The sequence below is a fragment of the Streptomyces sp. NPDC038200 genome (assembly GCF_055600785.1).
This window is the reverse complement of record NZ_JBVJYH010000002.1, coordinates 399,594-425,550: the sequence shown is the minus strand read 5'-3', so window position 1 is coordinate 425,550 and position 25,957 is coordinate 399,594. Positions and strand designations below refer to the sequence as shown.

At 72.9% G+C, this 25,957-nt stretch carries 23 protein-coding genes; 10 read left to right on the top strand and 13 right to left on the bottom strand.

The features are described 5' to 3' along the window. The first annotated feature begins 52 nt into the window (after window positions 1–52). The 3 genes from ACZ7KF_RS06890 (at window position 53) to ACZ7KF_RS06880 (ending at window position 4,468) form a co-directional block, all read left to right on the top strand. Complete coding sequence (locus ACZ7KF_RS06890; RefSeq protein ID WP_471069891.1) at window positions 53–1,279, top strand: cytochrome P450 family protein; 1,227 nt, start codon at window positions 53–55, stop codon at window positions 1,277–1,279. Window positions 1,280–1,456: 177 nt separating this feature from the next. After that, on the top strand, window positions 1,457–2,446 hold the full coding sequence (locus ACZ7KF_RS06885) for an aldo/keto reductase (RefSeq protein ID WP_471069890.1): 990 nt from the start codon (window positions 1,457–1,459) through the stop codon (window positions 2,444–2,446). A 774-nt stretch (window positions 2,447–3,220) separates the two neighbouring features. Then, window positions 3,221–4,468: an MFS transporter gene (locus tag ACZ7KF_RS06880; RefSeq protein ID WP_471070030.1), complete on the top strand. Its 1,248-nt coding sequence runs from the start codon at window positions 3,221–3,223 to the stop codon at window positions 4,466–4,468. A 16-nt stretch (window positions 4,469–4,484) separates the two neighbouring features. Here the strand turns inward: ACZ7KF_RS06880 and ACZ7KF_RS06875 are convergent, their stop codons facing one another. The 4 genes from ACZ7KF_RS06875 to ACZ7KF_RS06860 all read right to left on the bottom strand — a co-directional run bounded on the left by ACZ7KF_RS06875 (window position 4,485) and on the right by ACZ7KF_RS06860 (window position 7,818). Beyond that, the gene (locus ACZ7KF_RS06875) at window positions 4,485–5,216 is read right to left on the bottom strand and encodes a metallophosphoesterase family protein (protein WP_471069889.1); all 732 of its coding nucleotides are present in this window, start codon (window positions 5,214–5,216) and stop codon (window positions 4,485–4,487) included. Beyond that, on the bottom strand, window positions 5,213–5,491 hold the full coding sequence (locus tag ACZ7KF_RS06870; protein WP_471069888.1) for a BON domain-containing protein: 279 nt from the start codon (window positions 5,489–5,491) through the stop codon (window positions 5,213–5,215). Before ACZ7KF_RS06870 ends, ACZ7KF_RS06875 begins: the two co-directional genes overlap by 4 nt. After that, window positions 5,488–6,165 (bottom strand): nucleotidyltransferase family protein, encoded by a 678-nt coding sequence (locus ACZ7KF_RS06865; protein ID WP_471069887.1) that lies wholly within the window; start codon window positions 6,163–6,165, stop codon window positions 5,488–5,490. The genes ACZ7KF_RS06870 and ACZ7KF_RS06865 overlap by 4 nt, the downstream gene beginning before the upstream one ends. Window positions 6,166–6,267: 102 nt before the next feature. Next, entirely contained in the window at window positions 6,268–7,818 is a 1,551-nt protein-coding gene (locus ACZ7KF_RS06860) for an APC family permease (RefSeq protein WP_471069886.1), read from the bottom strand. Between the two features lie 298 nt (window positions 7,819–8,116). Here ACZ7KF_RS06860 and ACZ7KF_RS06855 point away from each other — a divergent pair, with 298 nt between their 5' ends. The 3 genes from ACZ7KF_RS06855 (at window position 8,117) to ACZ7KF_RS06845 (ending at window position 11,466) form a co-directional block, all read left to right on the top strand. Next, complete coding sequence (locus ACZ7KF_RS06855) at window positions 8,117–9,265, top strand: PP2C family protein-serine/threonine phosphatase (protein WP_471069885.1); 1,149 nt, start codon at window positions 8,117–8,119, stop codon at window positions 9,263–9,265. Window positions 9,266–9,573: 308 nt separating this feature from the next. Further along, window positions 9,574–10,332 (top strand): NPP1 family protein, encoded by a 759-nt coding sequence (locus ACZ7KF_RS06850; RefSeq protein WP_471069884.1) that lies wholly within the window; start codon window positions 9,574–9,576, stop codon window positions 10,330–10,332. Between the two features lie 42 nt (window positions 10,333–10,374). Beyond that, window positions 10,375–11,466, top strand: a complete 1,092-nt coding sequence (locus ACZ7KF_RS06845; RefSeq protein ID WP_471069883.1) for a glycerophosphodiester phosphodiesterase family protein — start codon at window positions 10,375–10,377, stop codon at window positions 11,464–11,466. Window positions 11,467–11,532: 66 nt separating this feature from the next. Here ACZ7KF_RS06845 and ACZ7KF_RS06840 read toward each other — a convergent pair whose 3' ends face one another. From ACZ7KF_RS06840 to ACZ7KF_RS06830, 3 genes are all read right to left on the bottom strand, one after another. After that, window positions 11,533–12,033: a hypothetical protein gene (locus ACZ7KF_RS06840; RefSeq protein ID WP_471069882.1), complete on the bottom strand. Its 501-nt coding sequence runs from the start codon at window positions 12,031–12,033 to the stop codon at window positions 11,533–11,535. 295 nt (window positions 12,034–12,328) lie between these two features. After that, window positions 12,329–13,144 carry an SAM-dependent methyltransferase gene (locus tag ACZ7KF_RS06835; protein WP_471069881.1) on the bottom strand — a complete coding sequence of 272 codons (816 nt, stop codon included), beginning with the start codon at window positions 13,142–13,144 and terminating at the stop codon, window positions 12,329–12,331. A gap of 63 nt (window positions 13,145–13,207) precedes the next feature. After that, entirely contained in the window at window positions 13,208–14,083 is an 876-nt protein-coding gene (locus tag ACZ7KF_RS06830) for a helix-turn-helix domain-containing protein (RefSeq protein WP_471069880.1), read from the bottom strand. 1,157 nt (window positions 14,084–15,240) lie between these two features. Here ACZ7KF_RS06830 and ACZ7KF_RS06825 point away from each other — a divergent pair. Then, window positions 15,241–15,849, top strand: a complete 609-nt coding sequence (locus tag ACZ7KF_RS06825; protein ID WP_471069879.1) for a GNAT family N-acetyltransferase — start codon at window positions 15,241–15,243, stop codon at window positions 15,847–15,849. Window positions 15,850–16,046: 197 nt separating this feature from the next. Beyond that, a complete protein-coding gene (locus ACZ7KF_RS06820; RefSeq protein WP_471069878.1) occupies window positions 16,047–16,601 on the top strand; it encodes a GNAT family N-acetyltransferase in 555 nt (184 codons plus the stop codon). Between the two features lie 103 nt (window positions 16,602–16,704). Here the strand turns inward: ACZ7KF_RS06820 and ACZ7KF_RS06815 are convergent, their stop codons facing one another. Then, window positions 16,705–17,385, bottom strand: a complete 681-nt coding sequence (locus tag ACZ7KF_RS06815; RefSeq protein ID WP_471069877.1) for a lysophospholipid acyltransferase family protein — start codon at window positions 17,383–17,385, stop codon at window positions 16,705–16,707. Window positions 17,386–17,725: 340 nt separating this feature from the next. Continuing rightward, the gene (locus ACZ7KF_RS06810) at window positions 17,726–18,184 is read right to left on the bottom strand and encodes a flavodoxin family protein (protein WP_471069876.1); all 459 of its coding nucleotides are present in this window, start codon (window positions 18,182–18,184) and stop codon (window positions 17,726–17,728) included. Window positions 18,185–18,293: 109 nt separating this feature from the next. On the opposite strand from ACZ7KF_RS06810, the gene ACZ7KF_RS06805 reads away from it, so the two are divergent. Both ACZ7KF_RS06805 and ACZ7KF_RS06800 read left to right on the top strand, forming a co-directional pair. Beyond that, window positions 18,294–18,935 (top strand): class I SAM-dependent methyltransferase, encoded by a 642-nt coding sequence (locus ACZ7KF_RS06805; protein ID WP_471069875.1) that lies wholly within the window; start codon window positions 18,294–18,296, stop codon window positions 18,933–18,935. A gap of 95 nt (window positions 18,936–19,030) precedes the next feature. Beyond that, window positions 19,031–19,741: a lipoprotein gene (locus ACZ7KF_RS06800; RefSeq protein WP_471069874.1), complete on the top strand. Its 711-nt coding sequence runs from the start codon at window positions 19,031–19,033 to the stop codon at window positions 19,739–19,741. 101 nt (window positions 19,742–19,842) lie between these two features. On the opposite strand, the gene ACZ7KF_RS06795 is transcribed toward ACZ7KF_RS06800, so the two are convergent. The 4 genes from ACZ7KF_RS06795 to ACZ7KF_RS06780 all read right to left on the bottom strand — a co-directional run bounded on the left by ACZ7KF_RS06795 (window position 19,843) and on the right by ACZ7KF_RS06780 (window position 25,921). Next, on the bottom strand, window positions 19,843–20,658 hold the full coding sequence (locus ACZ7KF_RS06795) for a class I SAM-dependent methyltransferase (protein ID WP_471070029.1): 816 nt from the start codon (window positions 20,656–20,658) through the stop codon (window positions 19,843–19,845). Window positions 20,659–21,239: 581 nt separating this feature from the next. Continuing rightward, a complete protein-coding gene (locus tag ACZ7KF_RS06790) occupies window positions 21,240–21,974 on the bottom strand; it encodes a dienelactone hydrolase family protein (protein WP_471069873.1) in 735 nt (244 codons plus the stop codon). Between the two features lie 868 nt (window positions 21,975–22,842). Then, a complete protein-coding gene (locus ACZ7KF_RS06785) occupies window positions 22,843–23,643 on the bottom strand; it encodes an aminoglycoside phosphotransferase family protein (protein WP_471069872.1) in 801 nt (266 codons plus the stop codon). Window positions 23,644–23,839: 196 nt separating this feature from the next. Next, window positions 23,840–25,921, bottom strand: coding sequence for a DUF1996 domain-containing protein (locus tag ACZ7KF_RS06780; protein ID WP_471069871.1), 2,082 nt, complete (start codon window positions 25,919–25,921; stop codon window positions 23,840–23,842). Window positions 25,922–25,957: the final 36 nt, after the last annotated feature.

Below are 25,957 nucleotides of genomic sequence, written 5' to 3'. Positions count from 1 at the left end.
ACCGACGCACCGGCGCAGTACCCCCGACCCCTGCCCTGGGAGGCACGTCACGATGACGAACGGTACCGAAGCACCCCGCATCGCCCTGGACCCCTTCGTCAGCGACCTGGACGCCGAGAGCGCGGCGCTGCGGGCGGCCGGACCGCTCGCCGCCGTGGAACTGCCGGGCGGTGTCCCGGTGTGGGCCGTCACCCACCACGCCGAGGCCAAGGCGCTGCTCACCGATCCCCGGCTGGTGAAGGACATCAACGTGTGGGGGGCCTGGCAGCGCGGTGAGATCCCCGCGGACTGGCCGCTGATCGGCCTGGCCAACCCGGGGCGCTCCATGCTGACGGTGGACGGCGCCGACCACCGCCGGCTGCGGACCCTGGTCGCGCAGGCGCTCACCCCGCGCCGGGTGGAGCGGATGCGGGAGCGGATCGAGAAGCTCACCCAGGACCTGCTCGACGCACTGCCCACGGGCGACGGGACCGTCGACCTGAAGGCGGCCTTCGCCTACCCGCTGCCCATGTACGTCATCGCCGACCTCATGGGCATCGAGGAGGCGCGGCTGCCCCGGCTGAAGGTCCTGTTCGAGAAGTTCTTCTCCACCCAGACCCCGCCGGCGGAGGTCGTCGCGACCCTCACCGAGCTGGCGCAGATCATGGCCGAGACGGTGGCGGCCAAGCGGGCCGAACCGGGTGACGACCTCACCAGCGCGCTGATCCTCGCCTCCGAGGACGGTGACCGCCTCACGGACGAGGAGATCGTCTCCACGCTCCAGCTGATGGTGGCGGCGGGCCACGAGACGACGATCTCGCTGATCGTCAACGCCGTGGTGAACCTCTCCGCCCACCCCGGCCAGCGGGCCCGGGTGCTGTCGGGCGAGGCCGACTGGGCGGCGGTGATCGAGGAGACGCTGCGGTACGCGACCCCGACCTCCCATGTACTGATCCGGTTCGCGACCGAGGACGTGCCGGTCGGCGACAAGGTGATCCCGGCCGGGGACGCGCTGATCGTGTCGTACGGGGCGATCGGCCGGGACGAGAACGCGCACGGGCCGAGCGCCGGGGAGTTCGACGTCTTCCGCGAGACGAGGAACCGTCACATATCTTTCGGCCACGGCCCGCACGTGTGCCCGGGTGCCGCCCTGTCCCGGCTGGAGGCGGGCGTCGCACTGCCCGCGCTGTACGCCCGCTTCCCCGGCCTGGATCTGGCGGTGCCGGCCACGGAGCTGCGCAACAAGCCGGTGGTCACGCAGAACGACCTGTTCGAGCTTCCGGTGCGGCTGAATCCGTAGTCCCGCACGGGGCGCGCCTTGACTTCGAGCGCGCTCCAACTCGTAGCGTCGCAGACACCGCGCCGGCCCCCGCGCCCGGCTCCCCCACGGGATGCCGGGTGCCTCGATCCGTCGCTAGATGGAAGAGGGCCCTCGCGCCCGGAGAACGACCGACGAGTGTGCACGAAAGGACCCCCCATGCAGAAGCGCAGTCTGCGGGACCTCCAGGTATCGGCCATCGGCCTCGGATGCATGGGGATGTCCGCCTTCTACGGCTCCGCCGACCAGGAGGAGGGCGTCGCGACCATCCGGCGCGCCCTCGATCTCGGCATCGACTTCCTCGACACCGCGCAGATCTACGGCCCGCTCACCAACGAGTCGCTGGTCGGCGAGGCGATCCGCGGGCATCGCGACGAATACGTGATCGCGACGAAGTTCAACTACCGCATGGACGACGCCGTCCCCGGCGACATGAACTCGGTCGGCCGGCAGGACGGCTCGGCCGAGCACGTCCGCAGCTCGGTCCACGGCTCGCTGGAGCGGCTGGGCACGGACCGCATCGACCTGTACTACCAGCACCGGGTCGACCCGAACGTGCCCATCGAAGAGACGGTGGGCGCGCTGGGCGAGCTGGTCGCCGAGGGCAAGGTGCGCCACATCGGGCTGAGCGAGGCCGGCGCGGAGACCATCCGGCGCGCGCACGCGGTGCACCCGATCACGGCGGTGCAGAGCGAGTACTCGCTGTGGACGCGGGACGTGGAGGCCGAGGTGCTGCCCGTCTGCCGGGAGCTGGGCATCGGCTTCGTGCCGTACTCGCCGCTGGGCCGTGGCTTCCTCGCCGGACGCTTCACCTCGCCTGACGAGCTGGACGAGAACGACTTCCGCCGCAACAACCCCCGCTTCACGGACGCCAACCTCAAGGCGAACCTGCGGCTGGCGGAGAAGGTGAAGGAGATCGCTGCGGAGAAGGGCGTGACCCCGGCCCAGCTGGCCATCGCCTGGGTGCTGGCGCAGGGCGACGACCTGGTGCCGATCCCGGGCACCAAGCGCCGCACCTACCTGGAGCAGAACGCCGCCGCGGTCGGCATCGAGCTGACCAAGGACGACCTGGCCCGTATCGACGCCGAGCTGCCGGAGGCGGCGGGCGAGAGGTACGACGAGGCGGGCATGCGCACGGTCGATCGGTAGCCGGAGCGCGGACGCGCCCGGGGATTCCCCCGTCGGGCGTCCGAGGACTCTCCCGGGCGCCCGCGAACTCCTCCAGGCGTCCGAGGACTCCTCCGGGCGCCCGACGTTTCTGCGTCGGGCGCCCGCGGTTCCTCCGTCGGGCGCCCGGGTCCGTCGTGGCCGGCCCCGCGGTTTCCCCGCGCCCCCGCGCGCCCGTACTCCCCACACCGTAGAGGCGAGTGCCGCGGTCGCCGCTTCGCCGAAGGGGCGGAGAGCGGCGGCCGCAGCCGCGGGGCGCGGCTCTCCGCCCGAGGGCCGGTTCGGTGCCGAGGCGGGGGAAGCGGTGACCGGCCGTGCCGGAGCGTGACCGGGGGCGGGGGGGCGTCGGTCGTCCGGGGGGATGCCCCTGCCGGCCTGTCTCGCTCGGCGCGGTCGGCCGGTTCGTCGCCCCCGTGCAACCAGGCGCGGGGGGGGGGCGGGGAGAGGGGGCCTGTGAGGAACCCCACGCGGGGCTCAACTGCCGTGTGACGGGGCCGCTTTCGGGGCTGCCGGAGCGGGGCGGCGGAGACGGCCACGTCGGCTGCCCCGTCCCGTCTGCCACCATGGGCGGCGCCCCGACCAGGCGGCCCCGGCCGTGCAGCGCAGCCGGCCCGACGGGCCCCGCCGGTCCCTCCGACTTTCCCGGTTGTCGAGTACCCCTCTGTGCCCTCTGCCTCTCCCTCCACCCTGCCCCCGTCCGTGCCCAGCACCACCCCGGTCTCGCGTTCGCCGTGGCGGTCGCTGCGGTACCGGAGCATGCGCTGGTGGTCCGCGGCGAACTTCGTCTCCAATGCCGGTACGTGGATGCAGCTCACGGTGCAGAACCTGCTCGTGCTGCACATCACGGGCTCGGCGGCGGCGACCGGCCTGTCGATGTCCGTCCAGGCGGCGCCCGCACTGTTCGTGAGCCTGCTCGGGGGCGCGGCCGTGGACCGCTGGCCACGCCGGCTGACCGTCGCCGTCAGCCAGGCCCTGCTCGGCGCGGTCGCCTTCACGACGGCCCTGCTGGTGGCGCTGGACCGGATCGACCTGCCGGCGCTCATGGTGCTGGCCGCCGTGACCGGCGTCATCGCCACCGTCGACGGGCCGGCCTGCGCCCTGCTCGGCAACGATCTCGTGCCCGTCGCGGACGTACCGTCCGCCATCGGGGTGGGCGCGCTGGTGCACAGCGCGGGCCGGCTGGCCGGCACCGCCCTGGCCGGGGTGACCGTCGGCTTCCTCGGCACCTCCGCCGCGTATGCCGCCAACGGGCTGTCGTTCCTGTTCGTGGCCTCGGTGGTGCCGTTCCTGCGGCCGGCTCCCGGGGCCGACGAGGAGCCGGCCGTCGCACCGCGGGCGGTTCCGGCGCGCGCGGAGATGAGCGTGCGGGAGGGCCTGTCCTTCTTCGTCCGCAGGCCCCGCCTCGTCGCCCTCGCGGGCATCACCGGGATCAGTTCCGTCTTCGGCCGCAACTACGGCCTGACCCTCGCCGTCCTCGTCACCGGGCCGCTGGCGGGCGGCGCCGGGGCGTTCGGCACGGTCTCCACGGTGCTGGCCGTCGGCGGCATCCTCGGCGCGGTCCTGGGCGCCCGGCTGCGCAAGCCGTCGGTGCGGACCGTGGGTCTGCTCGCGGCGGCCGGTGCCCTGCTCCAGGTGGTGGCGGGCCTGTCGCCGTCGCTGGCCGTGCTGCTGGTGCTGGTGCTGCCGATGGCGATCGTGGAATCCGTCTCCGACACCGCCGGTACGGCCGTGCTGCAGACCGATCCGCCGCCGCATCTGCGCGGCCGGGTGCTCGGGGTGTGGGCCAGCATCGGCACGGTGTGGGGCCTCGGCGGGCCGCCCCTGCTGGGGCTGCTCATGGAGTGGGCCGGTGCGCGGGGCGCCCTGGTCGCGGGTGGGCTGCTGATCGCCGGATCGATCGGCGCCGGCCTGCTGGTGCGCCGCCGCGGCGGACCGGTGCCGCTCATGCTGACCGCGAAGGACGGCGATGTGACCGGCCGCGAGGCCCTGGGCACGGCGGCCTGACGGGTCCCGCCCGGCGTCAGCCGGACCGGCCGGGCAGGTGGTACACGTGGAAGGCCTGCCCGATCACCGGCTGGGCCACATTGCGCACGCGGACGCCCCCGCTGGTCATGCCGTGCTCGGTGCCGGCGTGGGCGTGGCCGTGCACGGCGAGGTCGGCGCCGCCGGTGTCGATCGCCTCCGCCAGCAGGTAGCTGCCGAGGAACGGATAGATCTCCGGCGGTTCCCCGGCCAGGGTGTCCGGGACGGGTGAGAAGTGGGTCAGCGCGATCCGTACGTCGCAGTCGTCCTCCTCCAGGCTCTTCAGGGCGCCGTGCAGGCCGTCGGCGCACCGGCGGGTGTAGCGGACGAACTCCTTCATGAGGGGTTCGCCGAACTCCCCGGCGCAGCGGCCGACGAAGCCGCCGCCGAAGCCCTTGGTCCCGGCGACCCCGATCCGGGCGTCGTCGGAGGTGACGACGGCGGCCTGTCCTTCGAGGACGTGGGCACCGGCGTCCCGGAGGATCGCCGTGACCTCCTCGGGGCGCTCGTCGTGATGATCGTGGTTGCCGAGTACGGCGACGACGGGCACGCCCAGGTCCTTGATCTCCCGGGCGACGACCGTGGCCTCCTCCGGTGTGCCGTGCCGGGTGAGGTCGCCGGCGAGCAGCAGGACGTCGGCGCACTCGGGCAGCTTCTCGAACGAGGGGCGCAGTGTGCCCTGGCTCTCCGGCCCCATGTGGATGTCCCCGACGGCCGCGACGCGGATCATGTGAGGTCCTCTCCGTGATCGGGCGAGGTGGTCCCGGCGACGAGGAGGTCGCTGTGGACCGGGTGCCCGGCCAGTTCCTCGCGGGCCGTGCGCAGGATGTCGTCCCGGCACTGGGTGGACGGCACGGTGCCGGTGAGCAGGACGGTCTCGCCGCGCAGTTCGAGCCGCACGCCGAGTTCCCCGCAGTTCCCGGAGGCCAGGTGCTCGGCGAGGTGGGCGACGCGGTAGTCCAGGTTCTCTGCCGCCGGTGTGAGCGGCGACGATGCGTCGGTCATGACGTCCCTTCCGTGGGTTCGATCACGTTCAGCCGTTCGAGGAGGAAGAGGAAGGCGGCCGGCATGGGTTCGTCGCCGCAGGTCTCCCGCACCACGTCCCAGTCGACCTTCTCGCGCACGGCGCGGGCCACCGGAAGGACCGAGCCGAAGTCGCAGTAGTGCTCGGAGAAGGCGCTGATCAGGCTGCGGATCAGGTCGGTCGGGCAGAGGACGGGCATGAGCACGGAGTCGACGGGCAGGACGTGCGCCCGGTCGAGCATGTCCCGGGTGACGGGCTCGTGCGCCAGCTCGAAGATGATGTCGACGTTCTGCCCGTGACAGGTGGTCTTGAGCAGCCAGTCCTCCGGCGGGGTCCGTACGGCGAGACCGGCCTCGCGCAGGCTGGCGGCCACGGTGTCGGCGTCGTCGGGCAGGATGGCGAAGTCGGCGTCGTGCTGGAGGTAGCGGCTGCCCCCGTGGGCGTAGACGGCCACGCTCCCGGCCAGCGCGAAGGGATGGCCAGCCCGTTTGAGAAGGGCGCCGATCTGCTTGGCGGCCTCCAGGATCGCCTGGCTGCGGTCGTGCGGCAGTTCCGGCGGATCCGGCGCCAGCCGGTCCGGCCCGTCCATGGCGAGGCGGAGTTCGGCTACCTCCGGCCGCCGGTGCGGCGCGGTTTCCTCCCCGTTCTGCGTCATGACCTCTCCGTTCGGCACCCTGCGCTCCCGGACGGCCGGAGCGGCCCCGGGGGTGCACGGGTACCCGGCGCGCCGCCGGCGACACGGCGCCCCGGGAAAGGTTCAGTCCGCCACGACGAGCGCCGGGGTTCCGGCGGTGAGGACCTGACCGCGGAAGAAGGCCGGGCTGCGACGCCGCATCACCAGCATGATCACCGCGCCGAGCAGCAGCAGGCCGACCCCGATGACGAAGACGGAGCCCATCCCGAGGACGGCGGAGCCGCTGCCGTAGGCCGGGTTCCACATGTCGTGGAGCGTCTTGCCGAACACGGCGGTCAGCAGGGAGCCGCCGAGGACCGGGAAGAGGCCCTTGAAGAGGGCGTCACGGGCGGAGCGGGTGAGGTCGCGGCGGAAGAACCAGGCGCAGGCGAACGCGGTGAGGGCGTAGTAGAAGCAGATCATCAGGCCGAGCGCGTAGATGGTGTCGACCAGGACGTGCTCGCTGAGCAGTGACATGACCGCGTAGAAGACGCCGGTGGCCACGCCGGCCGTGACGGTGGCCCGGCCGGGGGTGCGGAACCGTTCGTGGACACGGGCGTAGGAGGCGGGCAGGGCCTGGTAGGTCGACATGGCGAGGACCGTGCGGGCGACCGGGATGAACGTGGTCTGCAGGCTGGCGGCGGCGGAGGCGAGCACGGCGGCGAACAGCAGGATGCCCAGGGCGTGGCCCATGACCGGGCCCGCCAGGGCGGCGAAGACGTTGTCGGAGGTGTCCGGGTCGGCCAGCCCCAGGCCCTCGGTGCCGGAGCCGACGGCCATCTGCGCGGCGACGGCGGTGGTGAGGTAGGAGCCGACCAGGACGACCATGGCGATCAGGGCGGCCCGGCCGGGGGTCTTCTCGCTGCCGATGGTCTCCTCGTTGGCGGTCAGACAGGTGTCCCAGCCCCAGTACATGAAGATCGAGAGGGAGAGTCCGGCGCTGAAGGACGCGAAGGACTTCACGGCGAACGGGTTCAGCCAGGACCAGGAGAAGTCGGCGTGGCCGGGGAAGGCACCGGTGCGGGCCTGGTGCAGAGCCATCGCGACGAAGAGGGCGAGCACCACGAGCTGGAGTCCGACCAGCGCGTACTGCACGCCCTTCGTCGTCGTCATGCCGCGGTAGCTGACGGCGGTGGCGGCGGCGATCAGCGCCAGGCAGGTGCCGATGTGCACGGCCTTGTTCGCGTCGAGGTCCGCGACCGTGCCGCTGCCGGTGATCTCGCCGGCCAGCAGCCAGAAGTACGAGGTGGCGACCCCGGCGAGGTTGGACAGCACGATCACGGTGGCGATGACCAGGCCCCAGCCGCACATCCAGCCGACGTGCGGGCCGAACGCCCTGACGGTCCAGGTGAAAGAGGTGCCGCAGTCGGGCACCGCCTTGTTCAGCTCCCGGTAGGCGAAGGCGACCAGCAGCATCGGCAGGAATCCGGCCAGGAACACGGCCGGCATGTGCAGACCGACCTCCCCGGCGGTGGAGCCGAGCGTCGAGGTGAGGCAGTAGACCGGGGCCACGGTGGAGACACCGATGACCGCGCTGCCCAGCAGGCCGATGGAATTGCCGCCGAGGCCCTTGCCCCGCACTCCGTCGCCGGTTGCCGTGTCCTGGGCATCCGGCCTCATCGCCGTCTGTGTCATGACACAGCACGCTAAATGCTGCGATATCGGTTGAGGCCCCCTCAGAACACCCCTCAAGGGCCTTTATTTCGCAGGCCCAAAGAGCAAACCGACCGATATATGAACGGTAGATTACGCTAGTCGATCTATTGATCGAAGGCAACGTGATCACTGTCCGGTATTCGGGAATCGAAGAGGCGCCCGGAATGCCCGGTTCCAATTCTTCCCTGTGACGTGCGCCTCTTCGGTGCGCCTCTCCCCGGTCTCCGCCGACCGACGGCGAGTGGCCGCCCGACGGGCCCTGGAGCACGCTGTAGGCATGACACTCCGGCGCGGCCCCGCGGGCCCGCGGCGGCAGCCGTGGCAGTCGGTCCACGCCCTGCTGCTGTTCCCCGTCGCGCTCATCGTGGTGATCACGGTGGTCGATCTGCGGACCCCCAACGACATCCACCTCGGGCCGGCCCTGGTGATCGCGCCCGCGCTCACGCCCTCCTTCGCCGGCCCCCGGACCACCGCGGCCGTCGGGGCGCTTGCGGTGATCGCCCAGATCTTCATCGGCATCCACCACGGGGGGATCGGCACCACCAACCACATCGTGCAGATCATCACCCTCACGGTGCTCGTGGTGCTCACGATCCTCTACAGCGCGCTGCGCGAGCGCCGGCAGGCCCAGCTGGCCCAGGTCCGCACGGTCGCCGAGGCCGCGCAGCACGTCCTGATGTGGCCGCTGCCCGAGCAGATCGGCACGCTGCGGATCGCCTCGCTGTACCTGGCCGCGGAGGACGAGGCGCAGATCGGCGGGGACCTGTACGCGACGACCGCGTGCGACGGCGCCGTACGCGTCCTGATCGGTGACGTCCGCGGCAAGGGCCTGCCCGCCATCGGCGAGGCGGCGCTGCTGCTCGGAGCGTTCCGGGAGAGTGCGCCCCGGCACGTCCAGCTGGCCGATCTGGCCGCGTCGCTGGATCAGAGCATCACCCGCTACGCGGCCGACCTCGATCCGCCGGAGGAGGTGGGCGAGCGGTTCGCCACCGCGCTGCTCGTGGAGATCCCGGACCGCGATCCGATCACCCGGATGACCAGCTGCGGCCACCCGCCGCCGCTGCTGCTGAGCCCGGGCCACGTCGTGACGGTCCCGAGCCTGCATCCGTCGCCGCCGCTCGGGGTGCACGGGGACACCGAGCACACGCTGGACGTGTTCTCCTTCGAGCCGGGTGACACGCTGCTGCTCTACACGGACGGGGTCGTGGAGGCCCGGGACGAGCGCGGCCGGTTCTACCCGCTCGCCGACCGGGCGGCGCGGTGGACCGACGACAGTCCCGAGGCGCTGATGCACCATCTGCGGCGCGATCTGCTGGCCCACGTCGGCGGCCGGCTCGGCGACGACGCCGCGCTCATCGCCCTGCACCGCACCCCCACCGAGCGCCGCCGCCACCACGGCCGCGCCGACACCCCCCGGCACGCCTGAGCGACCGGCACCCGTGAATGCCGGGCACCCGCGAGCGCCCGGCACCCGCGAGCGCCCGCCGAAGGTGAGCCGCCGGCGCGGGTGAGCGCCGGGCGAGCGGGTGGACCGGCGCGGGTGAGCGCCCGGCGAGCGTGAGGGTCGGCGCGGGTGAGCGCCCGGCGAGCGTGAGGGTCGGCCCGGGTGAGCCGCATGCGCGGGTGAGCCGCATGCGCGTTCAACTGTCCGTGCGGCAATGTTCAGTCCGAAGGGTGGCCCACCCCTGCGAGGCGTTGCGAGAATCTGCGGCGCCTCGACAACAGGGAGCCCCCGTGCGTCAGTTGACCTCCGCGCTCGCCGCCGCCCTCGGCGCGCTCGCCCTCGTCCTCACCGCGCCCGGCACCGCCGACGCGAACGTCCTCCAGCTGCTGCCGCAGAACGCCGACGGTCTGGAGCAGACCTTCTCCCCCGCCTACGACTACGACGGCGACGGCTGCTACGCCACCGCCGCGATCGGCAGCGACGGCACGATCAACCCCGGCCTGAAGCTGGGCGGTGACGTCAACGGCCACTGCCACGACTACGCCCAGCTCGCCAACGCCAACACCTACTCGCGCGAGAAGTGCAACAACGGCTGGTGCGCGGTGGTGTACGCCAGCTACTTCGAGAAGGACCAGGCGACCCTCGGTCCCGCGGCGATCGGGCACACCCACGACTGGGAGCACGTCGTGGTGTGGATCAAGGACAACGCGGTCCAGTACGTCTCGGTGTCACAGCACAGCGGCTACCAGGTGGCCGCCGCCTCCGCGGTGCGCTTCGACGGAACCCACCCGAAGATCGTCTACCACAAGGACGGCGTCTCCACCCATTGCTTCCGGTTCGCCGGCACGGGCGACGAGCCGCCGGAGAACGCGACCGGCGGGTGGTTCTCTCCGCGTCTGGTCGGCTGGAACGGCTATCCGGCGGGCTACCGCGAGAAGTTGCTGAGCGCCGACTTCGGGGCCGCCACGATCAAGATCAAGGACGGTGACTTCTCGTACGCGCTGGCGCACTCCATGCCGTCGGGCATCTCCTTCGACCCCAACGCCTGACGGCGGGCGGGCGCGCCCGCCTCGACCCGAGTGAGGACTTCGATGCCCGTACGACACCTGCCCCCACGACGCCTCTCCGTACGGCGCCTGCTGGCCGGCCTGGCCCTCCTGCCGGCACTGCTGTCCCCGGTGGCCGCGCACGCGGCGCCGGGCGGCCCGGCGAAGACCCGCTTCGACCTCCAGGCCCATCGCGGCGGCCTCGGCATGACCACCGAGGAGTCCCTGGAGGGCTTCGGCAAGGCGATGCGGCTCGGGGTGTCCACGCTGGAGCTGGACACCCAGGTCACCAAGGACCTGAAGGTGGTCGTCAACCACGACCGGCAGATCAGCGGCGTCAAGTGCAGGGACACCGGCCCCGTCACGGCCGGCGACCCGATGTACCCGTACGTCGGCAGGTACGTCAAGGACCTGACTCTGGCACAGATCAGGACGCTGGACTGCGGCTACCGGCAACCCCCCGGCTTCCCCGAGCAGGAGGTCGTCGAGGGGTTCCGGATGGTGGAGCTGAGGGACGTCCTGAACCTGGTGAGGAGCTACCACGCCTGGGGCGTGAAGCTGAACATCGAGACAAAGGTCGAGGCGGGCGCGCCCGAACAGACCGCGCCGCGTGAGGTGTTCGTGCGCCGGGTGTACCAGGAGATCCACCGCTCGGGCGTCGAGCGGCAGGTCACGATCCAGTCGTTCGACTGGGGCGCGCTGAAGGCGATGCACCGGCTGGCGCCCAGCTGGCCGCTGGTGGCGCTGACGAACTACGACTTCCTCCAGGTCGGCTGGCCCGGCGCGTCCCCGTGGCTGGGCGGGATCGACGCGGACGACTACGGCGGCGACTTCGTCCGGGCGGCGGCGACCCTGCCCGGTGTCACGACCCTCTCCCCCAACTACGGCTTCCCGCAGACCGGCAAGGTCGGCGACCCCGGGTTCCGGTTCTACTCCGACGCGACGATGGTCGCGGAGGCGCACGCCCGGGGGCTGAAGGTGGTGCCGTGGACGTGTGACGACCCGGCGACGGTCGGAGCGCTGATGGATCTGGGCGTCGACGGCATCATCATCGACTACCCCGACCGCGTGCGGCAGATCATGGCCGGCCGTGGTCTGGCGCTGCCGCGGCCCTACCGCCCGCACGGGCGCGGCTGAGGCACGGCGGGCGTGAGCCCCGCCCCGAATGGGGCGGGGCGGGGCCCACGTCCGGCGCCCCCCGGGTCAGCCGGCCTGCTTCAGGTCGGTGATCTTGCGGGTCCTGAGGTCGGACTGGACGTCGATCCGGCTGACCTGCGCGTGCGGCCCGTCGCCCCAGGTGAGCGTGACCCGGCTGGTGGCGTGGCCCGCCCCGGAGCCGGTGTAGGCCACCTTCCACTTCACCGGCACGTTCTGCGCGAACAGGATGCCGTCGGCGTGCTCCTTCTCCTCGAAGGCGGCGACCTTCTTCCGGGCGGCCGCGGAGAGGTAGAAGCCGCGCAGGGCCTTGGCGGCGGGCCCGGCGGTGGCGTCGTCGGTGGCCCAGACGGCGTCGATGTACGCGCCGTAGAAGTCGGCCACGTGCTGGGTGACGTCCCGCGCGTCGCCCTGGGCGGACGACACGGCGGCCGCGCGGGTGGGGTGGCTCGTGGAGGCTCCCGCGAGGGCGGGCGTGACGGCGGCCAGCCCGAGGCCGGCGGCGAGGGCCACGGCGGTGAGAAGAGTCGTGCGGCTGCGAACGGACATGTGTTTCATTCCCCCGGATTCTCCGCGACCGGGCCGATCCCGGCTGTCGACGGACTTTAAGACCGCGTCGCCCACGGACTGGTTCCGCTTCTTTCCGCTTTCTTTCCCCGGGTATGTCCCGCCCTTGAGGCACGGAAAAGGTTGTGCCGAATTCCGGCCGAGCCACGGCTCGCTTCCGGTCGTTCCGGTTTCGTACGCGGGGGCGTGCGGGCCGGCCGGGCACCCGCCCGGCGCGTCGTACGGCGGGGGCGGGGCCGGGGTCCGGGAGGTGGGTCGGACCCCGGCCCCGGGTCTGTCACGGCTTGCGGGCGACCGCGCCGTACATGGCGATGTCCTCGTCCCGGATGCCTTGCTCCCCGGTGCCGTCGGGGTGCCACTTGTGGACCTGGACGACGCCGGGCTCGACCAGCTCCAGACCCTCGAAGAACTCGTGGGCCTCGTCGAGGGTGCGCAGCCGCATCGGCATGTCGCGGGCCGCGTACTCGCGGGCGACCCGGCCCACCTCGTCGGGGGCGAACTCGGCGGTGCCGATGGACATCGCCAGGTAGCTGCCCGACGGCAGCGGCTCCAGCAGCCGGCGGACGACGCCGACCGCGTCGTCCGCGTCCAGCATGAAGTGGACGATCGCGATGACGGTGAGGGCGACCGGTCTGTCCAGGTCCAGGGTCTCGCGCAGCTCGGGGGCGTCCAGGATGGCCGACGGATCGCGGAAGTCGGCCTCGATGTACGCGGTGCGGCCCTCGGGGGCGCTGGCCAGCAGGCCCTGGGAGAGAGTGAGCACGATCGGGTCGTTGTCGGCGTAGACGACCCGGGACTCGGGGGCCACCGACTGCGCGATCTCGTGCAGGTTGGGCGAGGTCGGGATGCCGGTGCCGATGTCCAGGAACTGGCGCACGCCCGCCTCCTCGGCGAGCCAGCGCACGGCACGGTTCATGAAGTCGCGGTTGGCGCGCATGTGCACCGGGAGGGCGGGCCACTCCCGGGACATCGCGTCACCGGCCTCCTTGTCGGCGGGGTAGTAGTCCTTGCCGCCGAGTATGTAGTCGTAGATGCGGGCGGAGTGGGCATGCTCGGTGTCGATCCGGTCGGCCGGCCATCCGTTGTCGGGCAACGCCGTGTCTCCCATTCGGTCGCGGGGTTCGTCGGGGGCGGGGGCTTGCGTCACGGGTGCGGGTCACCACTCCTTGCGCAGCGTGCCGAGCAAGGCCTCGGTCTTCCTGGCGGGCGCGGCCTGGGCACTCAGCCGGTCCAGGGCCTCCCGGTAGACCACGACGTCGTCGGCCTTGTCGAGGTAGACGGCCCCGACGAGGCCGCTGCGGTAGGCGATGTCGGGCAGTTCCCGGGCCCGGAACCGGAAGAGGTGGAAGGCTCCGGCCCGCAGGGCGGGATGCGGCCCGTGGGCGAACGGCATGATCTGCACGGTGACCTGGGGCAGCCGGTTGACCTCGATGAGGTGGTCGATCTGCGCGCGCATCACCTCGGGCCCGCCGACCGGCCAGCGCAGCACGGTCTCGTCCATCACCACCCACAGCCGCGGGGGTGCCGGTCTGGCCAGCAGCTCCTGACGGCGCATGCGCAGGGCGACCCGGCGTTCGGTGACCGCGGCGGACGCGTGCGGGCCGGCCGTGGTGAGCAGGGCGCGGGCGTAGTCCTCGGTCTGCAGCAGGCCGTGCACGAACTGGTTCTCGTAGGCGCGGATCTGCAGGGCAGCCTGCTCCAGGCTGAGGTAGGCGGCGAACCAGTCGGGCATGACGTCCCGGTAGGTGTGCCACCAGCCACGCTTGTTGGCCTCGCGCACCGACTGCAGGAAGGTGTCGATCTCCTGCTTGTCGGTGACGCCGTAGACCTGGAGCAGTTTCTCGGCGTCCGCGAGCCGCAGCCGGGCGACCTTGGCGGCCTCCATACGACGGATCGTGGAGTGGCTGACGCCGATGGCGTCGCCCGCCTCGGTGTAGTTCAGGCCCGCCCTGGTGCGCAGTTCCTCCAGTTGTCTGCCGAGGATCATGCGCAGCACGGAGGGGGCGCCGCCCCAGTCGGTCTCCGCGGTCACGCCCACCCCCTCGTCAGGTCCCGGGATCACCCTTGCACGTGATCGCTTTCCCGGCCCATTCGATCACGTTTCGGCGGAAGCAGCATGCACTTGGCCACTTGAAAATTTCAACTTGCCGGTTGCGGAGCGTGGTTGCCGGATGCCAGAGTGGACCGACTGCTCCGGCCGACCAAGGGGCAGGCGGCGCGGCCGGCTCGGGGGAGACAGGCCGCCACCACGGTCTCCCGGCCAGGCCGTGTGACGTCTGCTGCCCGAGCGGCCGGTTCCATGCCCGCACCCCCACCGCGAGGCCGGACGAAAGGCGCACGGTCATGGCTCCGCCCCCTCTCCCCCGACCACGCCCCCGACCGGCCGTCGACCACGGACCGGAGCATCTGCCCGATGCGCACGGGGAGTTGTACCCGGCCGGGGTGCCGCGGCGGCGTCCGGCGGCGCCCGTCGTGGCGCCTCCGGGCCGAGCATGCGGACGGCGGGCGGTTCCCGCACCGGCTGCCGGCCCCGGCCGGGTTTTCCGGACCACCCGGAGGCGAGCGCCCTGGTCGACTCCCTGGGCCTGACGGCCCCGACCGGCTCGCCTCCGGGGTCGCACCCCCCGGCTCCGCCGACCGCCGGCATCCCGTGGACGCCCGCGTTCCCCCGCCCGCCTCCGTCGCGCCGATCCGCGACACGGGATGAACGCCGGTACCGGTACGCGGCCGGCCCATCCCTCCGTCCGGCCCCGGCCGACCGCCCCCCACCCCCACATCCACCACCCCACCCTCACCGCCCCGGACCATCCCCCACCGTCCGAAGGACAGCCATGCACCACACCACCCCCACCCCCACCCCTGCCGCCGACCCCTCCTGGACCCGGACCCGCCCCAGGCCCGGCTCGCAGGAACAGACCGGCTGAACCGGGATCCGCGCTCCGCGGCGGCGTCCCCACCGGCCGACGACAGGCCGCACCTTCACGGCAGCCGGCCGCCCCCTCCCGCGAACCGGCCCGGACCGCCGGACTCCCGCCGAATCCGCGCCGGCTCCCGGCCGGTGCGGGGCGTTCGGCCTCGTCGGCGGTCCGGTACCGTTCGGATCCCGCGTCCGCCGCACCTGCCGTTCTTCCGGGGGTCTCCATGGTCTGGTCACTGATCCGCCGCAGCCGGACCGGGCGAGGACTCCCCGTGCCGGGACGGTGCACGCCCGGCCGGCACGTGCTGGCCACCGGGCGGCTGCTGTTGTTTACCCCCCGGAACAAACTGGACGTGGTCGCCGCGCTCGCCGCGAGCGCGGACGCGGAGGCGCAGCGGTGGCTCGGCACCCGGGCGGACGAGGTGGTGCCCGACCCCGACCTCCGACGGGCCCTGCTGGCCTGGCGGCCCGCCCGCGACGACGGCCGCCGCATCCCCCGCGAACTGGCCGAGCCCTACACGCCCGCCCCGGGCGATCCGCTCCTGCTGGTCTGCGTGCGCAGGTCCGACCTCAGCTACGCCGGCGCCCTCGAACTACAGCACCGGCGGGGCGAGATGGGCGGCTGGCTGGCGCCGGGCTGCCGCGGGCAGGGCCTGGGCACGGAGTTGTTCCGCGCGGGCCTGGAGCTGGCCCACACCCATGCCGGGCTGGCCACGATCCGGGCCGGTGCCGAGCCGGGGAACACCGCGAGCCGACGGGCCCTGGTCCGCGCGGGCTTCGTCCCCGACCGGGGCCCGGCCCGGCACACCCTGCCCGACGGCCGCGTGGTCGACGCCGTCTGGCACCGGCACGAGAGCACGGCGGCCCACCGCTGCCGCTGACCGCCCGCGCGACGGCCGTGCCGCAACGCTCGTCCGGCCGCGACGGCACGCCGGTGGCCGGCTCGCGAGGACGTGCGGCAGCCCGGCCCTCATCGCGCGCGGGGGGGGCACGCTCCTCTGACGGTCGGGCGGAGTCGGCCGTGCCCGGCCGACGCGGCGGACATATGCTACGAAACACCGCTTCGAAGGGAGTGCTCATGGCCGACGCCCCCGCCGGCCCCGCCGCCGAACCGACCCTCCGTCCGCTCGGTTTCGAGCACCTGGCCGCCGTGCTGGATCTTGGTCACCGGGTGTACGACACCGATGCGATGCCCTACACCGGCTGGTCGCTGTCGGCCGTCGCCGGCCACCTGGACGCGCCGGACCCCGCGTGCCTGGTGCTGGTCGACGGGGACCGGGTCGCCGGGTTCGTGCTCGGCTCCCTGTCCTTCGAACAGCGGGCCGACTGGGGGTATCTGGAGTGGATCGCCGTCGACCCCGACTACCAGGGGCGCGGGGTGGCCTCCCGGCTGGTAGAGGAGTGCTGCGCGCTGCTGGCGGCGGCCGGCGCGGTGTGCGTGGTCACGGACGTGGAGCGCCGCAACACCGCGTCCGCGGCACTGATGCGCCGCAACGGCTTCACGGAGGAGGCCACCGTCAGCCTCTTCGTACGCCCGCTCGCCGACGCGCCGGCGACCGGTGCGAGCCGGGCCCGGGACGCCTCCGCGCCGCGCCGCCACCTCACCCGTGCGGCGGCCGACCGGGTGCGCTGAGGTCCGCCCGCCGGGACGGCCGGACCGCACCGCCTCCGGAAACGGCGGCCCGTACGGCCGCGCCGGGCGCACTGCGGGTTGTCCTGCGGGCCCGCGGCCGTCCTCATCCGGCGGGTCGGTGGCCGTCCGTGGCGGATCCGGTGTCCAGGGCGTGGACCGCGCTGGACCACGCCCCGGCGAGCGCGGTCTCCAGGTCGGCCAAGGGGCGGTCGGACGTGTCCAGGTGGAGGGCGGGACCGATGTGCACATGGACGCGGGGACGGCGCAGGGGCGCGGTGGCCCAGCCCGCGAGCTGCTTGGCGCGGTTGCCCGAGGAGACCCGGCGGGCGCCCGCGTGCCCGACCGGGAGCACCGGGGCTCCGGTGGACAGCGCGAGCCGGACCACCCCGGACTTCAGGCGTCCGGGCGGGCTGTCGTGGGAGGCGCGGTAGCGGGGCAGCCCGCCCTCGGGGTAGATGAGCACGCCGCGTCCGGCGGCGAGGGCGTCGGCGGCGTGCTCGAGGGCGTCCGGGGCCCGGCGGCTGCCCCGGTGCACGGGCACGTGGCCCTCCCGGGTCAGGGCCCGGCCCAGCACGGGCACCCGCCACAGCCCGGCGGTGGCCAGGACGGCGGGGCGCAGACCGAGCCGGTGCAGGGTGCCGACGAGCAGCACCGGGTCGAAGAACGAGGTGTGGTTGGCGGCGAGGAGGAATCCGGTGCCGGGCCGCTGCGCCAGGTGGCCGGTGCCGCTCACGCTCGTGTCGCTGAAGACGGGCACGAGGGCCCCGGCCCACGCGGAAAGCATCGGGCGCTCCTCTCCGCCGGGTCCTCCCCGGCACGATCATCACCGGTACGACGCTCGGGCGCGGGTCCGGAGTTCCCCGGACGCCCGTCGGGGCATCGGCGGTACGCCACCGCGTGGGCGGCCACCTCGGGGAACTCGCCGTGCGCCCCGGGTGCTGATCGAGGCGGAGCGTCTGGCGGGCGAGGCCGACCCGGCCCGCTGCGGAACTCGTGTGCGGGAGGCCCCGCGCTGCCACCCGTTCGTGCCGATCGCGTCCCGGCTGCGCCTGCGCGACCACCTGAGCGTGCTCGCGCAGCTCTCGCCGCGGGTGCCGACCGGTGTCCGGGCCGGCCGCACCCGCTCAGGCGCCGGGCATCAGGCCCGCCGCGACCGTGGCTCCCAGCTCCCAGCACGCCTGGGTGTCGGCCTTGGCCGGCTCGCCGGTGACGGTCACCGGCTCGGCCGCCCGGCGCCAGCCGAGGCCGGTGGTGACGGTCTCGACGGCACGGACGGCACCGGTGACGTCATTGCCGCCGTGGACGTAGTAGCCGAAGGGGCGGCCCCGGGTCTCGTCCAGGCAGGGGTAGTAGATCTGGTCGAAGAAATGCTTGAGCGCGCCGGACATGTAGCCGAGGTTCGCGGGCGTGCCCAGCAGATAGCCGTCGGCTTCGAGCACGTCGGAGACGGTGGCCGACAGAGCCGCCCGCCGTACGACACGGACGCCCTCGATCTCCGGCGTCGTGGCACCGGACACGACGGCCTCGAACAGCGCCTGGCAGTTGGGGGAAGGGGTGTGATGGACGATCAGCAGGGTAGGCACATGCGGCACCCTGCCCTGCGGGTGCCGTCCGTCGCAAACGGCGGGCCCGGGCGGGCGTGCCGGGCGGCGCGCACCGGACGCGTCGCGTGGACCGACGGGAGGAGTCGTCGTGGCCGAGGAGGACCGGCGGGCACCGGCCGCCGTGGTGTTCGACGCGCTGGGGCTCGACTACGAGCGGGCGTTCGCCGGCTCGGCACCGCACCGGGCGTCGCTCGCCCGGCTGCTGGAGCTGCTGGCACCGGACAGCCGGGTGCTGGACGTGGGCAGCGGCACGGGACGGCCGACCGCGCAGACCCTCGGCGAGGCCGGACACCGGGTGCTGGGCATCGACGTCTCCCCCGTCATGGTCGAGGTGGCCGCCCGGCAGGTGCCCGAGGCCGAGTTCCGGCTCGCCGACATCCGTGACACACCCCTGACGGAGGCCTCCTTCGACGCCGTGTGCGCCTACTTCTCGCTCCTCCAGATGTCCCGCGCCGAGCAGAAGGCCGTCGTGGCGAAACTGGCCCGGACGGTACGGCCCGGCGGCCTGGTCGCGCTGGCCACCGTGCCGCTCGACGTGGAGGGCGTGGAGGCGGTCTTCATGGGTCAGCCGGTACGGGTGACGAGCTTCTCCGCTGCGGCGTTCACCGCGCTGGTGACCGAAGCGGGCCTGTCGGTGCTGGCCGAGGAGCAGACCCTGTTCACCCCGGACCACCCCGAGGCCGGACCCGAGCCCCACCTGTTCCTGCTCGCCCGACGCGAGGCGGTCTGACCCGGGCCGGGGCTTCCGGCCCGCGGGGACAGGGCGTTCGGCGTTGTCGGCGCCCTCGGCTACAGTGGCGGCTCTCGATCGAAGGGGAGACGACAGTGCAGGTCAGGGTGGGGACCGTCGGAGGCAGAGTGGTCGTCGCGGCGGCGCTCGCGGCGATGCTCGGCGGGTGCGCCGAGTCGGCGGACGACGACAGGAAGTCCGCGAGCCCATCGGCGCACGCGAAGGGTGCGACGGCCGGGGGCACGGACGCGAAGGACCAAGTGGCGGCCCGCGGCGGCTCGGTCGGTGCGGCCGGTTCCGCCTGTGAACTGCCCGTCCGCTTCGACATCGCCAAGCACTGGAAGGCCAAGTCGGTCGACGCCGAGAAGGAGCTGTCCAAGGCTTCGAAGGGCGAGGACGGTGACCTGAGCGGCGCGCTCGCCGACGCCTTCCTGCGGCAGGGACCGGTCACCGCGGCCTGCGAGATCGACGCCAAACCGGCCGGCAACATCGGCTTCCTGCGCGTGTGGACCGGCAAGCCGGGCGACGCCGACGCGGGCAGCGTGCTGCACCGGTTCGTCGCAGCGGAGGACAACGTCAGCAAGACGCAGTACCACTCCTTCAAAACCGGGGGCGGCCTCGCCGCCGTGGAGGTCGAGTACCTCTACACGAGCAAGCTCCTGGACGAGACGAAGAAGGAGAGCGCCTTCGCCGTCAGCACGCCCGACGGCCCCGTCGTCCTGCACCTGGGCGGGATGGACACCGAGGAGCACGAGGAGATGCGCCCCGCGTACGACCTCGCCAAGCAGACCCTCGCCCTCTCCTGAGAGCCGCCGCCGGCGCCCCGCTCAGTCCGGGGCAGTAATGTGTTAGGCGCGGCCATTGGCCGGTGCGGGCGCCGATGAGGATGAGGTACGAGGTGGGGCCTTTACCGGCGGACCGCCGAGATCAGTCCGCCGGGCCGCTCCTCGGGCTGCGGCGGGGTGCTGATCGGGCGGCCGTAGGCGGCAGCGCGCTCGCGCAGGGTGTGACTGTCGGCCTCCCAGCCGTGCCCGGCCAGCCAGCCCACCGGGTCGTCGGGCATCTCCGAGAGCCACATGGACGCCGCCGATCCCGGCGTGGCGTCCGCGCCGAAGCGATCGATCACGCCGCGCGAGCCCAACGTCAGCCCCATCCGACTGCCTGCCGCCGACTGCGCGCTGATCCGGGCCAGCAGCAGCTCCACCGCATCCTCGGGCAGATAGATCAGCAGTCCTTCGGCGATCCACACCGTCGGCACCGCCGGGTCGTGCCCTGCGGCGGCCAGTGCGCCGGGCCAGTCCTCACGCAGATCCACCGCGACGGTGATCCGCTCGCAGCGCGCGACGGCCCGCTCCTGGCGCAGCACCGAAGCCTTGAAGTCCAGTGGGGCGGCGGTGTCGACCTCGAACAGCCGGGTGCCCTCGGGCCAGTCCATCCGGAAGGCCCGGCTGTCCATGCCGGCGCCGAGCAGCACGACCTGCCGGACCCCGGACGCGGAGGCCTGCTGCAACAGGTCGTCGAGGAACTTCGTCCTGATGACGATGGAGAACGACACGGCCAGCCGGCGGCGTCGCGCGGCCTCGTCATCGGGCAGCGGCGGCGAGGAGGGCCACTGGCCGCCGGCGGCGGCGAAGGCCTGTGCCAGTGGGTCGCGGAACAGCGCGTTCTCCCGCTCGCTCTCCAGCGCCCGCACTCTGGCCACCCCCACCGCCGTGGCCCACACTCCCGACGGCTGCACCCGCTCCCGCTCATCAGTCACCGCGCCAGCCTAGACGACCGATGCCGAGGGGCCTGACGAGCGGAGCCAGCTCCAGGCGCGGCAGGCCGGGCATGCGCACACCGACCGCCTACGGCCACGGAAACCACCGCCAACCGCGCGGCCGGCCCGCGTCCTGGTCCGGCTGCGGGATCCGGCCGGGGCACGCCGCCCCGGCCCCTGGGCGCGGCTCCGCCGATGGCTGCGCCGGATCAGGAAGGGGCCGAGCGCGGGCTCAGGGGCTACCGGGCCCGGCACCGGAACAGGACGGGGGTCATCGGGAGAGCCGTGATGCACGCGCACAAGCCCAGGTCCGCGGTCCACGGTCCGCGGTCCGCAGGGCGTCGTCCCCCCGTTGCCTCTTCGTGGCTCCGCAATGGGGCCTCCGGCCGCCGGGTCCGGCATGACTTGGCCGATGGACGGTACCGGCCGGTCGGGGCAGTTGTGCATGTGCCCGCCACCGCCATCGTGGGGGCCAGGGCCTGTCCTTGATGAGCGGCGTGCTGGTCGACACGTCCTACTGACCTGGCGGCGGAACCCGCCCGCGCTCAGCGCAGATGCCGGGCGAAGAACTGGGCAGCGGCTTCCCCCGCGAACTGGGGGACGCCGGTGTGCCCGCCCATGTTGGCGTGCAGCGTCTTCTCCTTGGAGCCGAAGGCGTCGAACAGGTTCAGGGCCGCCTGCCGGTCGTTCCCTTCGTCGTCCCACTGCAACAGGACGTGCAGCGGAATGCTGACCCGGCGGGCCTCCTCGAGCAGTGCGGCGGGCACGAGACTTCCGGCGAACAGAACGGCGGCCGAGATGCGTGGCTCGACCACCGCAAGTCGGATGCCGATGGAAATCACTCCCCCCGAGTACCCGACCGGGCCGCCGATCTCGGGCAAAGGCAGGAGGGCGTCGAGGGCACCCTGCCATTCCGGGACCGACCTTTCGACGAGGGGGAGGACGAGGGCGTCGACGACCTCGTCGCCGACCGGCTCGCCGGCCTCCATGGCTCGGCGCAGATCGGCGCGGGCCTGCTCGGCGGCGGCCCAGCGGGGCCGATCACCGCTCCCGGGAAGCTCGATGGTGGCCGCGGCGAAGCCATCCGCCGCGGCGCGCCGGGCCCGCGCCACCAGCCGGGGGTACATCTTGCGCAGTCCGAGCGGAGGGTGGCCGAGCAGGATCAACGGCGCCGGTGCGGATGCGGATGCCGGCGTCCACAGGACGCCAGGGATCTCTCCGAGGGTGAATTCGCGTTCCAGAAGGCCTTCGTCGAGGCTCTGTTCGGAAGTGAATCGCATGGTCGTGTCCTTCGGGAGTGCTCTTGAACGGCGCTCCCGGACGACCTATCGCCCGACCGTGACTCCGGAGGGGAGCACCCATGCCGATACTGCGTTCACGGGTACCACCTCCTCGTTCTCTCCCACGGCCTCCCGGAGGCTAGCAACGGTCGGCGTGGTCCGCCAACGGGTTTTCACCGAGGGTCCGTGACCGGATGCCACCACACCACACAGCACACGACTTTAGGGCTCCGACCGGTAAGGTTCGCCGGTCGGTCGTCCGGGCGGTTGGATGTGCGTCGACGCCCGATCCGACAGCGGGCGTGCGGCCGCTCCGCCATTCGTTCACGCGCCTCGGGTGCCGGAGCCATGGGCAGCGCCAGTTCAGCCTGGCCAACTCACACCACCACGACCACGCTGTCCAGACCCAGCCGAGCGTCGCTCCTCGCGGGTGCAGGGATGGCCGTTGGGCTGGCTCGCCGCCCGCGAGTTGTACTTGTACGTCCGCTTAGCTTGCCGACGTGCGGCGCTACCAGCCGGTCAGGTCCACCACGAGGTCGCAGTGCGGATCGTCCGGGGCCGGCCGATGGTACTGCTTCTCGTCGAGGAGGCTGGAGAGGGAGGCGATCAGCGCGGTGGGCCTGCCGGTCAGGCGGATGTCGACGCCGACGAGTACAGAAAGGTCATACCGGTCGGGTCGTCTCCCGCTTGAATGGCGACTCGTACGGCGCCAGGGGCGGGCAGGACACCGCGCGGGTGACAGCCTTCAGCGATGGGTCCGCTGCACGCCGATCCGGACCGGCACCGACTCCTCTCCGGTTCCAGGTGACCGAGGACGAACGCGGCACCAAGAACGCCCGGTGAGTGTGTCCTCGGACATTCGGCCCGGTCAGCTCAGCAGGGCGGCCGTGAACGTCTTTCGGTGGTCCACCAGCCATGTCTGCATGCGGTCCCAGCGTTCCCATCCACCACGCTCGGCCAGCGCCTGGAGATAGACGGGGTCACCGTCGGCCACGCGGCGGGCCACGAAGGCCCGGCAGACCTCCGTGGCCTGCTCGATGACGCCGGGCACCTCGGCGCGCTCCCCCGCCGAGAGCCCATAGCTGTCGGCAAGGATCCGCAGCCGTGCGGGCGCATCCAGCCCGGAAGGATAGAAAGCGGCCGCGGATCCGGGATCGACCACGGGTACCCAATAGCGAGCGGTCATGGCGAGGTCCCACAGGGGACGGCCCGGGGCCGCCAGATCGAAATCGATCAGAGCCGCGGCACGGCCGGCGCGGAAGACGACGTTGTCCGGGCACACGTCGTTGTGGCACAGCATCGTTCCCCCCTCCGGATCGGCCAGGTCCCGGGGCCACTCGGCATGGGTGTCGACCGCGACGGCCGTGCTGGTCTCATGCAGGCGCCGCAGCAGCTTTCCCACCGATTCGAGGGCGGTCTGCGTCATCACCCAGTCCGGGTACGGCGGCAGAGCCACGTCGCCCGGGACGAAGGTCAGCTGCTCACGGCCGTCCGCGGTGAGACCGACAGGGGCCGGCGCCGCGTCGAAGCCGTGCTCCTTCAGCGCAAGGAGATAGGCATGCAGGGCGCGCGCGTTGCGCGGCGCCGGGCGCTCCACCAGATCCCCCCGGCGGAAGACCGCCCCCGCGTTGGCCATCCCGCCGACCAGCGCCTCGCCCTCAGCCGTCATGAGGAGCACGCTATCGCCAGATCGGCCCCGCGCGGGCCGGTCCGCGAACTCGGTGCGCACAAGCGCCTCGAGATGGAGAGCCTCCGTACCCCGGGAGGGCTCCCGCAGGGGGAGGCGCTTCGGGCACGGTGCGGCGGTGCCCACCTGGACGGGGTGGGGCCGCCGCACTCGGCGGACGTCGGTGCGGCCGGGCCGGTCAGTAGCGCAGGCGCCTGGCCCGGAGCAGCATGAACAGGCCCGACAGGGCGAGCAGTGTGCCGATGGCCGCGGGCCACAGCTGAGACCCCGTCTCCGCCAGGCTGCCCTGGGACGCCTGGGGTTCGGTCTGCGCGGCGGCGGGCGGCACGTATCCGGCGGCGGTGGCCTCGCCCGATCCGGAAGGGGCGGGCTCGGAGGGGGCGGACGCGGAGGAGGCGGACGGGGCCGGCGCCGCCCCGGCCGGTGCCGAACGCGCCGGCGTCGACCGGGGTTCGGCGGACTTCGCCGGTGCGGCCTTGCCGTCCGTGTGGTTCGTGCCGTTCGTGTCGTTCGCGTCGTCCTTGGTGGTGCGGTCCGGTGCGGTCGTCGCATCGTGGTGCGGGGCTCCGTCGGCGTGCGAGGCCGACGGCGCCGGCGCGGAGGTGGAGTCCCCGCCGGGCTCGGTCGCGTTGCCGTCGGGCTCGGTCGCGTTGCCGGCGGGCTCGTCCGTGGCGCCTTCGCCGGGCGCGGTGGTGGCGCTGTCGCCGGGGTCCTCCGTGGCACCGTCACCGGGCGTGGCCGTGGCATCGTCACCGGGCGTGGCCGTGGCATCGTCACCGGGCGTGGCCGTGGCATCGGAACCCGGACCGGCCGTGGGCGTCGCCGTCGCCGTCCCATCGGAGTCGTCGTCGGCGGGAGCGCCGCAGGTGCGACCGGAGTTGATGCAGTCGACCATCTCCCCCATCAGGTCCTCGTCGAAGACGTTGACGAAGTCGCCGTGGTCGGTGACGGGCTTGTGCAGCTGCTCGGGGAAGGAGTCCACCGCGAACAGCGGGACGGTACGGCCGCCGTCCGCGACGCTCGGCGCGGGGACGTCGTAGACGATGCGCTGCACCAGCTGCGGGATCGGCCGGAAGCCCGCCGGGCAGGAGCCGTCCTCGGCCGCGAAGGCCACGTGGGTACGGTGGTTGGCGCTGTCGATGTTGCGGCCGTCCCAGCAGCTCTGGAAGCGGAAGGTGCGGACGACGTCGCTGCCCTGCGGACACAGCGGGTACTTGTCCTTCAGCTGCCGGTCCTCGAAACCGGTGCAGCTCCAGGACGCGTTCGCGTTGCCGGGACCGTTGACGAACGCCTTGGCGTCGCCGGTGATGATGCGCAGCAGGCGCGGCATCGCGGTCACCTTCTCGCGCGGGTTGCCCACGAACGTCAGCGTCACCTGCCTGGGTGTGACGATCTGCCCCGCGTTGCCCTCCGTGCCGCCGCCCGGCGCTCCGGCGTCCCGTTCCCGGGTGCCGTTCTGCAGGCGCAGCACGGGCCAGTAGTACGTGGACTTGTCGCCCTGGTCCACACAGCTCGTGTCGGCGTTGGCCAGGTCCTCGTCGCTCGCGAAGGCGTTGTTGCTCTGGTTGCCGATGTAGTCGTGGAAGTGGTGGGCACCGTTGGAGACGCCGGGGGCCACGATGACGTTGTCGGAGTTGAACAGGCCGTTCGCGTTGACCCCGCAGTCGGAGGTGAAGGTGCCGCGCGAGGCGTCGCCCTGCGGCGGCTGAGCCGGCGCGTCGGGCTGTACGGAGGTGATGTCCACGTAGTCGGAGACGACGGGCCCGTTGCCGCCCTGCCCCGCGCCGTTCTGCCCCTGCCCGGCGCCGCCCTGCGCGCCGCCGTCACCCGGGGTGCCGGTTGCCTGGCCGGTGTCGCCGGGACGCAGGGTGCAGGCGGCCAGGGAGTCCAGCCCCTGCGGGCGCTGCCCCGCCCGGTCGATGGCGTCCGCGATCCGCCCGATGGACGCCGACCGCTTCTCCTTCAGCGGGTTCATGATCGTGTCGTCGGTGGAGCCGGAGTCGCCCCCGTTCCGTCCCGCCTGCTGCACCTGCCGGTATGCCGCCGCGGTCTGCCGGTCGAGCAGGGCGAGTTCACGGTCGACGTCCGGACGAGCCGCGTCCGGTACGTCGGTCAGCCGGCTGCCGACGTCGGGGCAGTCGACGGTGGCCATGCCCGTGGTCAGGACATGTCCGGTCGAGTCCGTGCCGGATCCCTCGCCCCAGCCTTCGGAGGCCGAGGCATAGACGTTCGCCGCGACCAGTCCGGTCCCGCCCAGCATCAGGGCGACCGCGGCTAGGGTCGCGCGTCGTGCGCC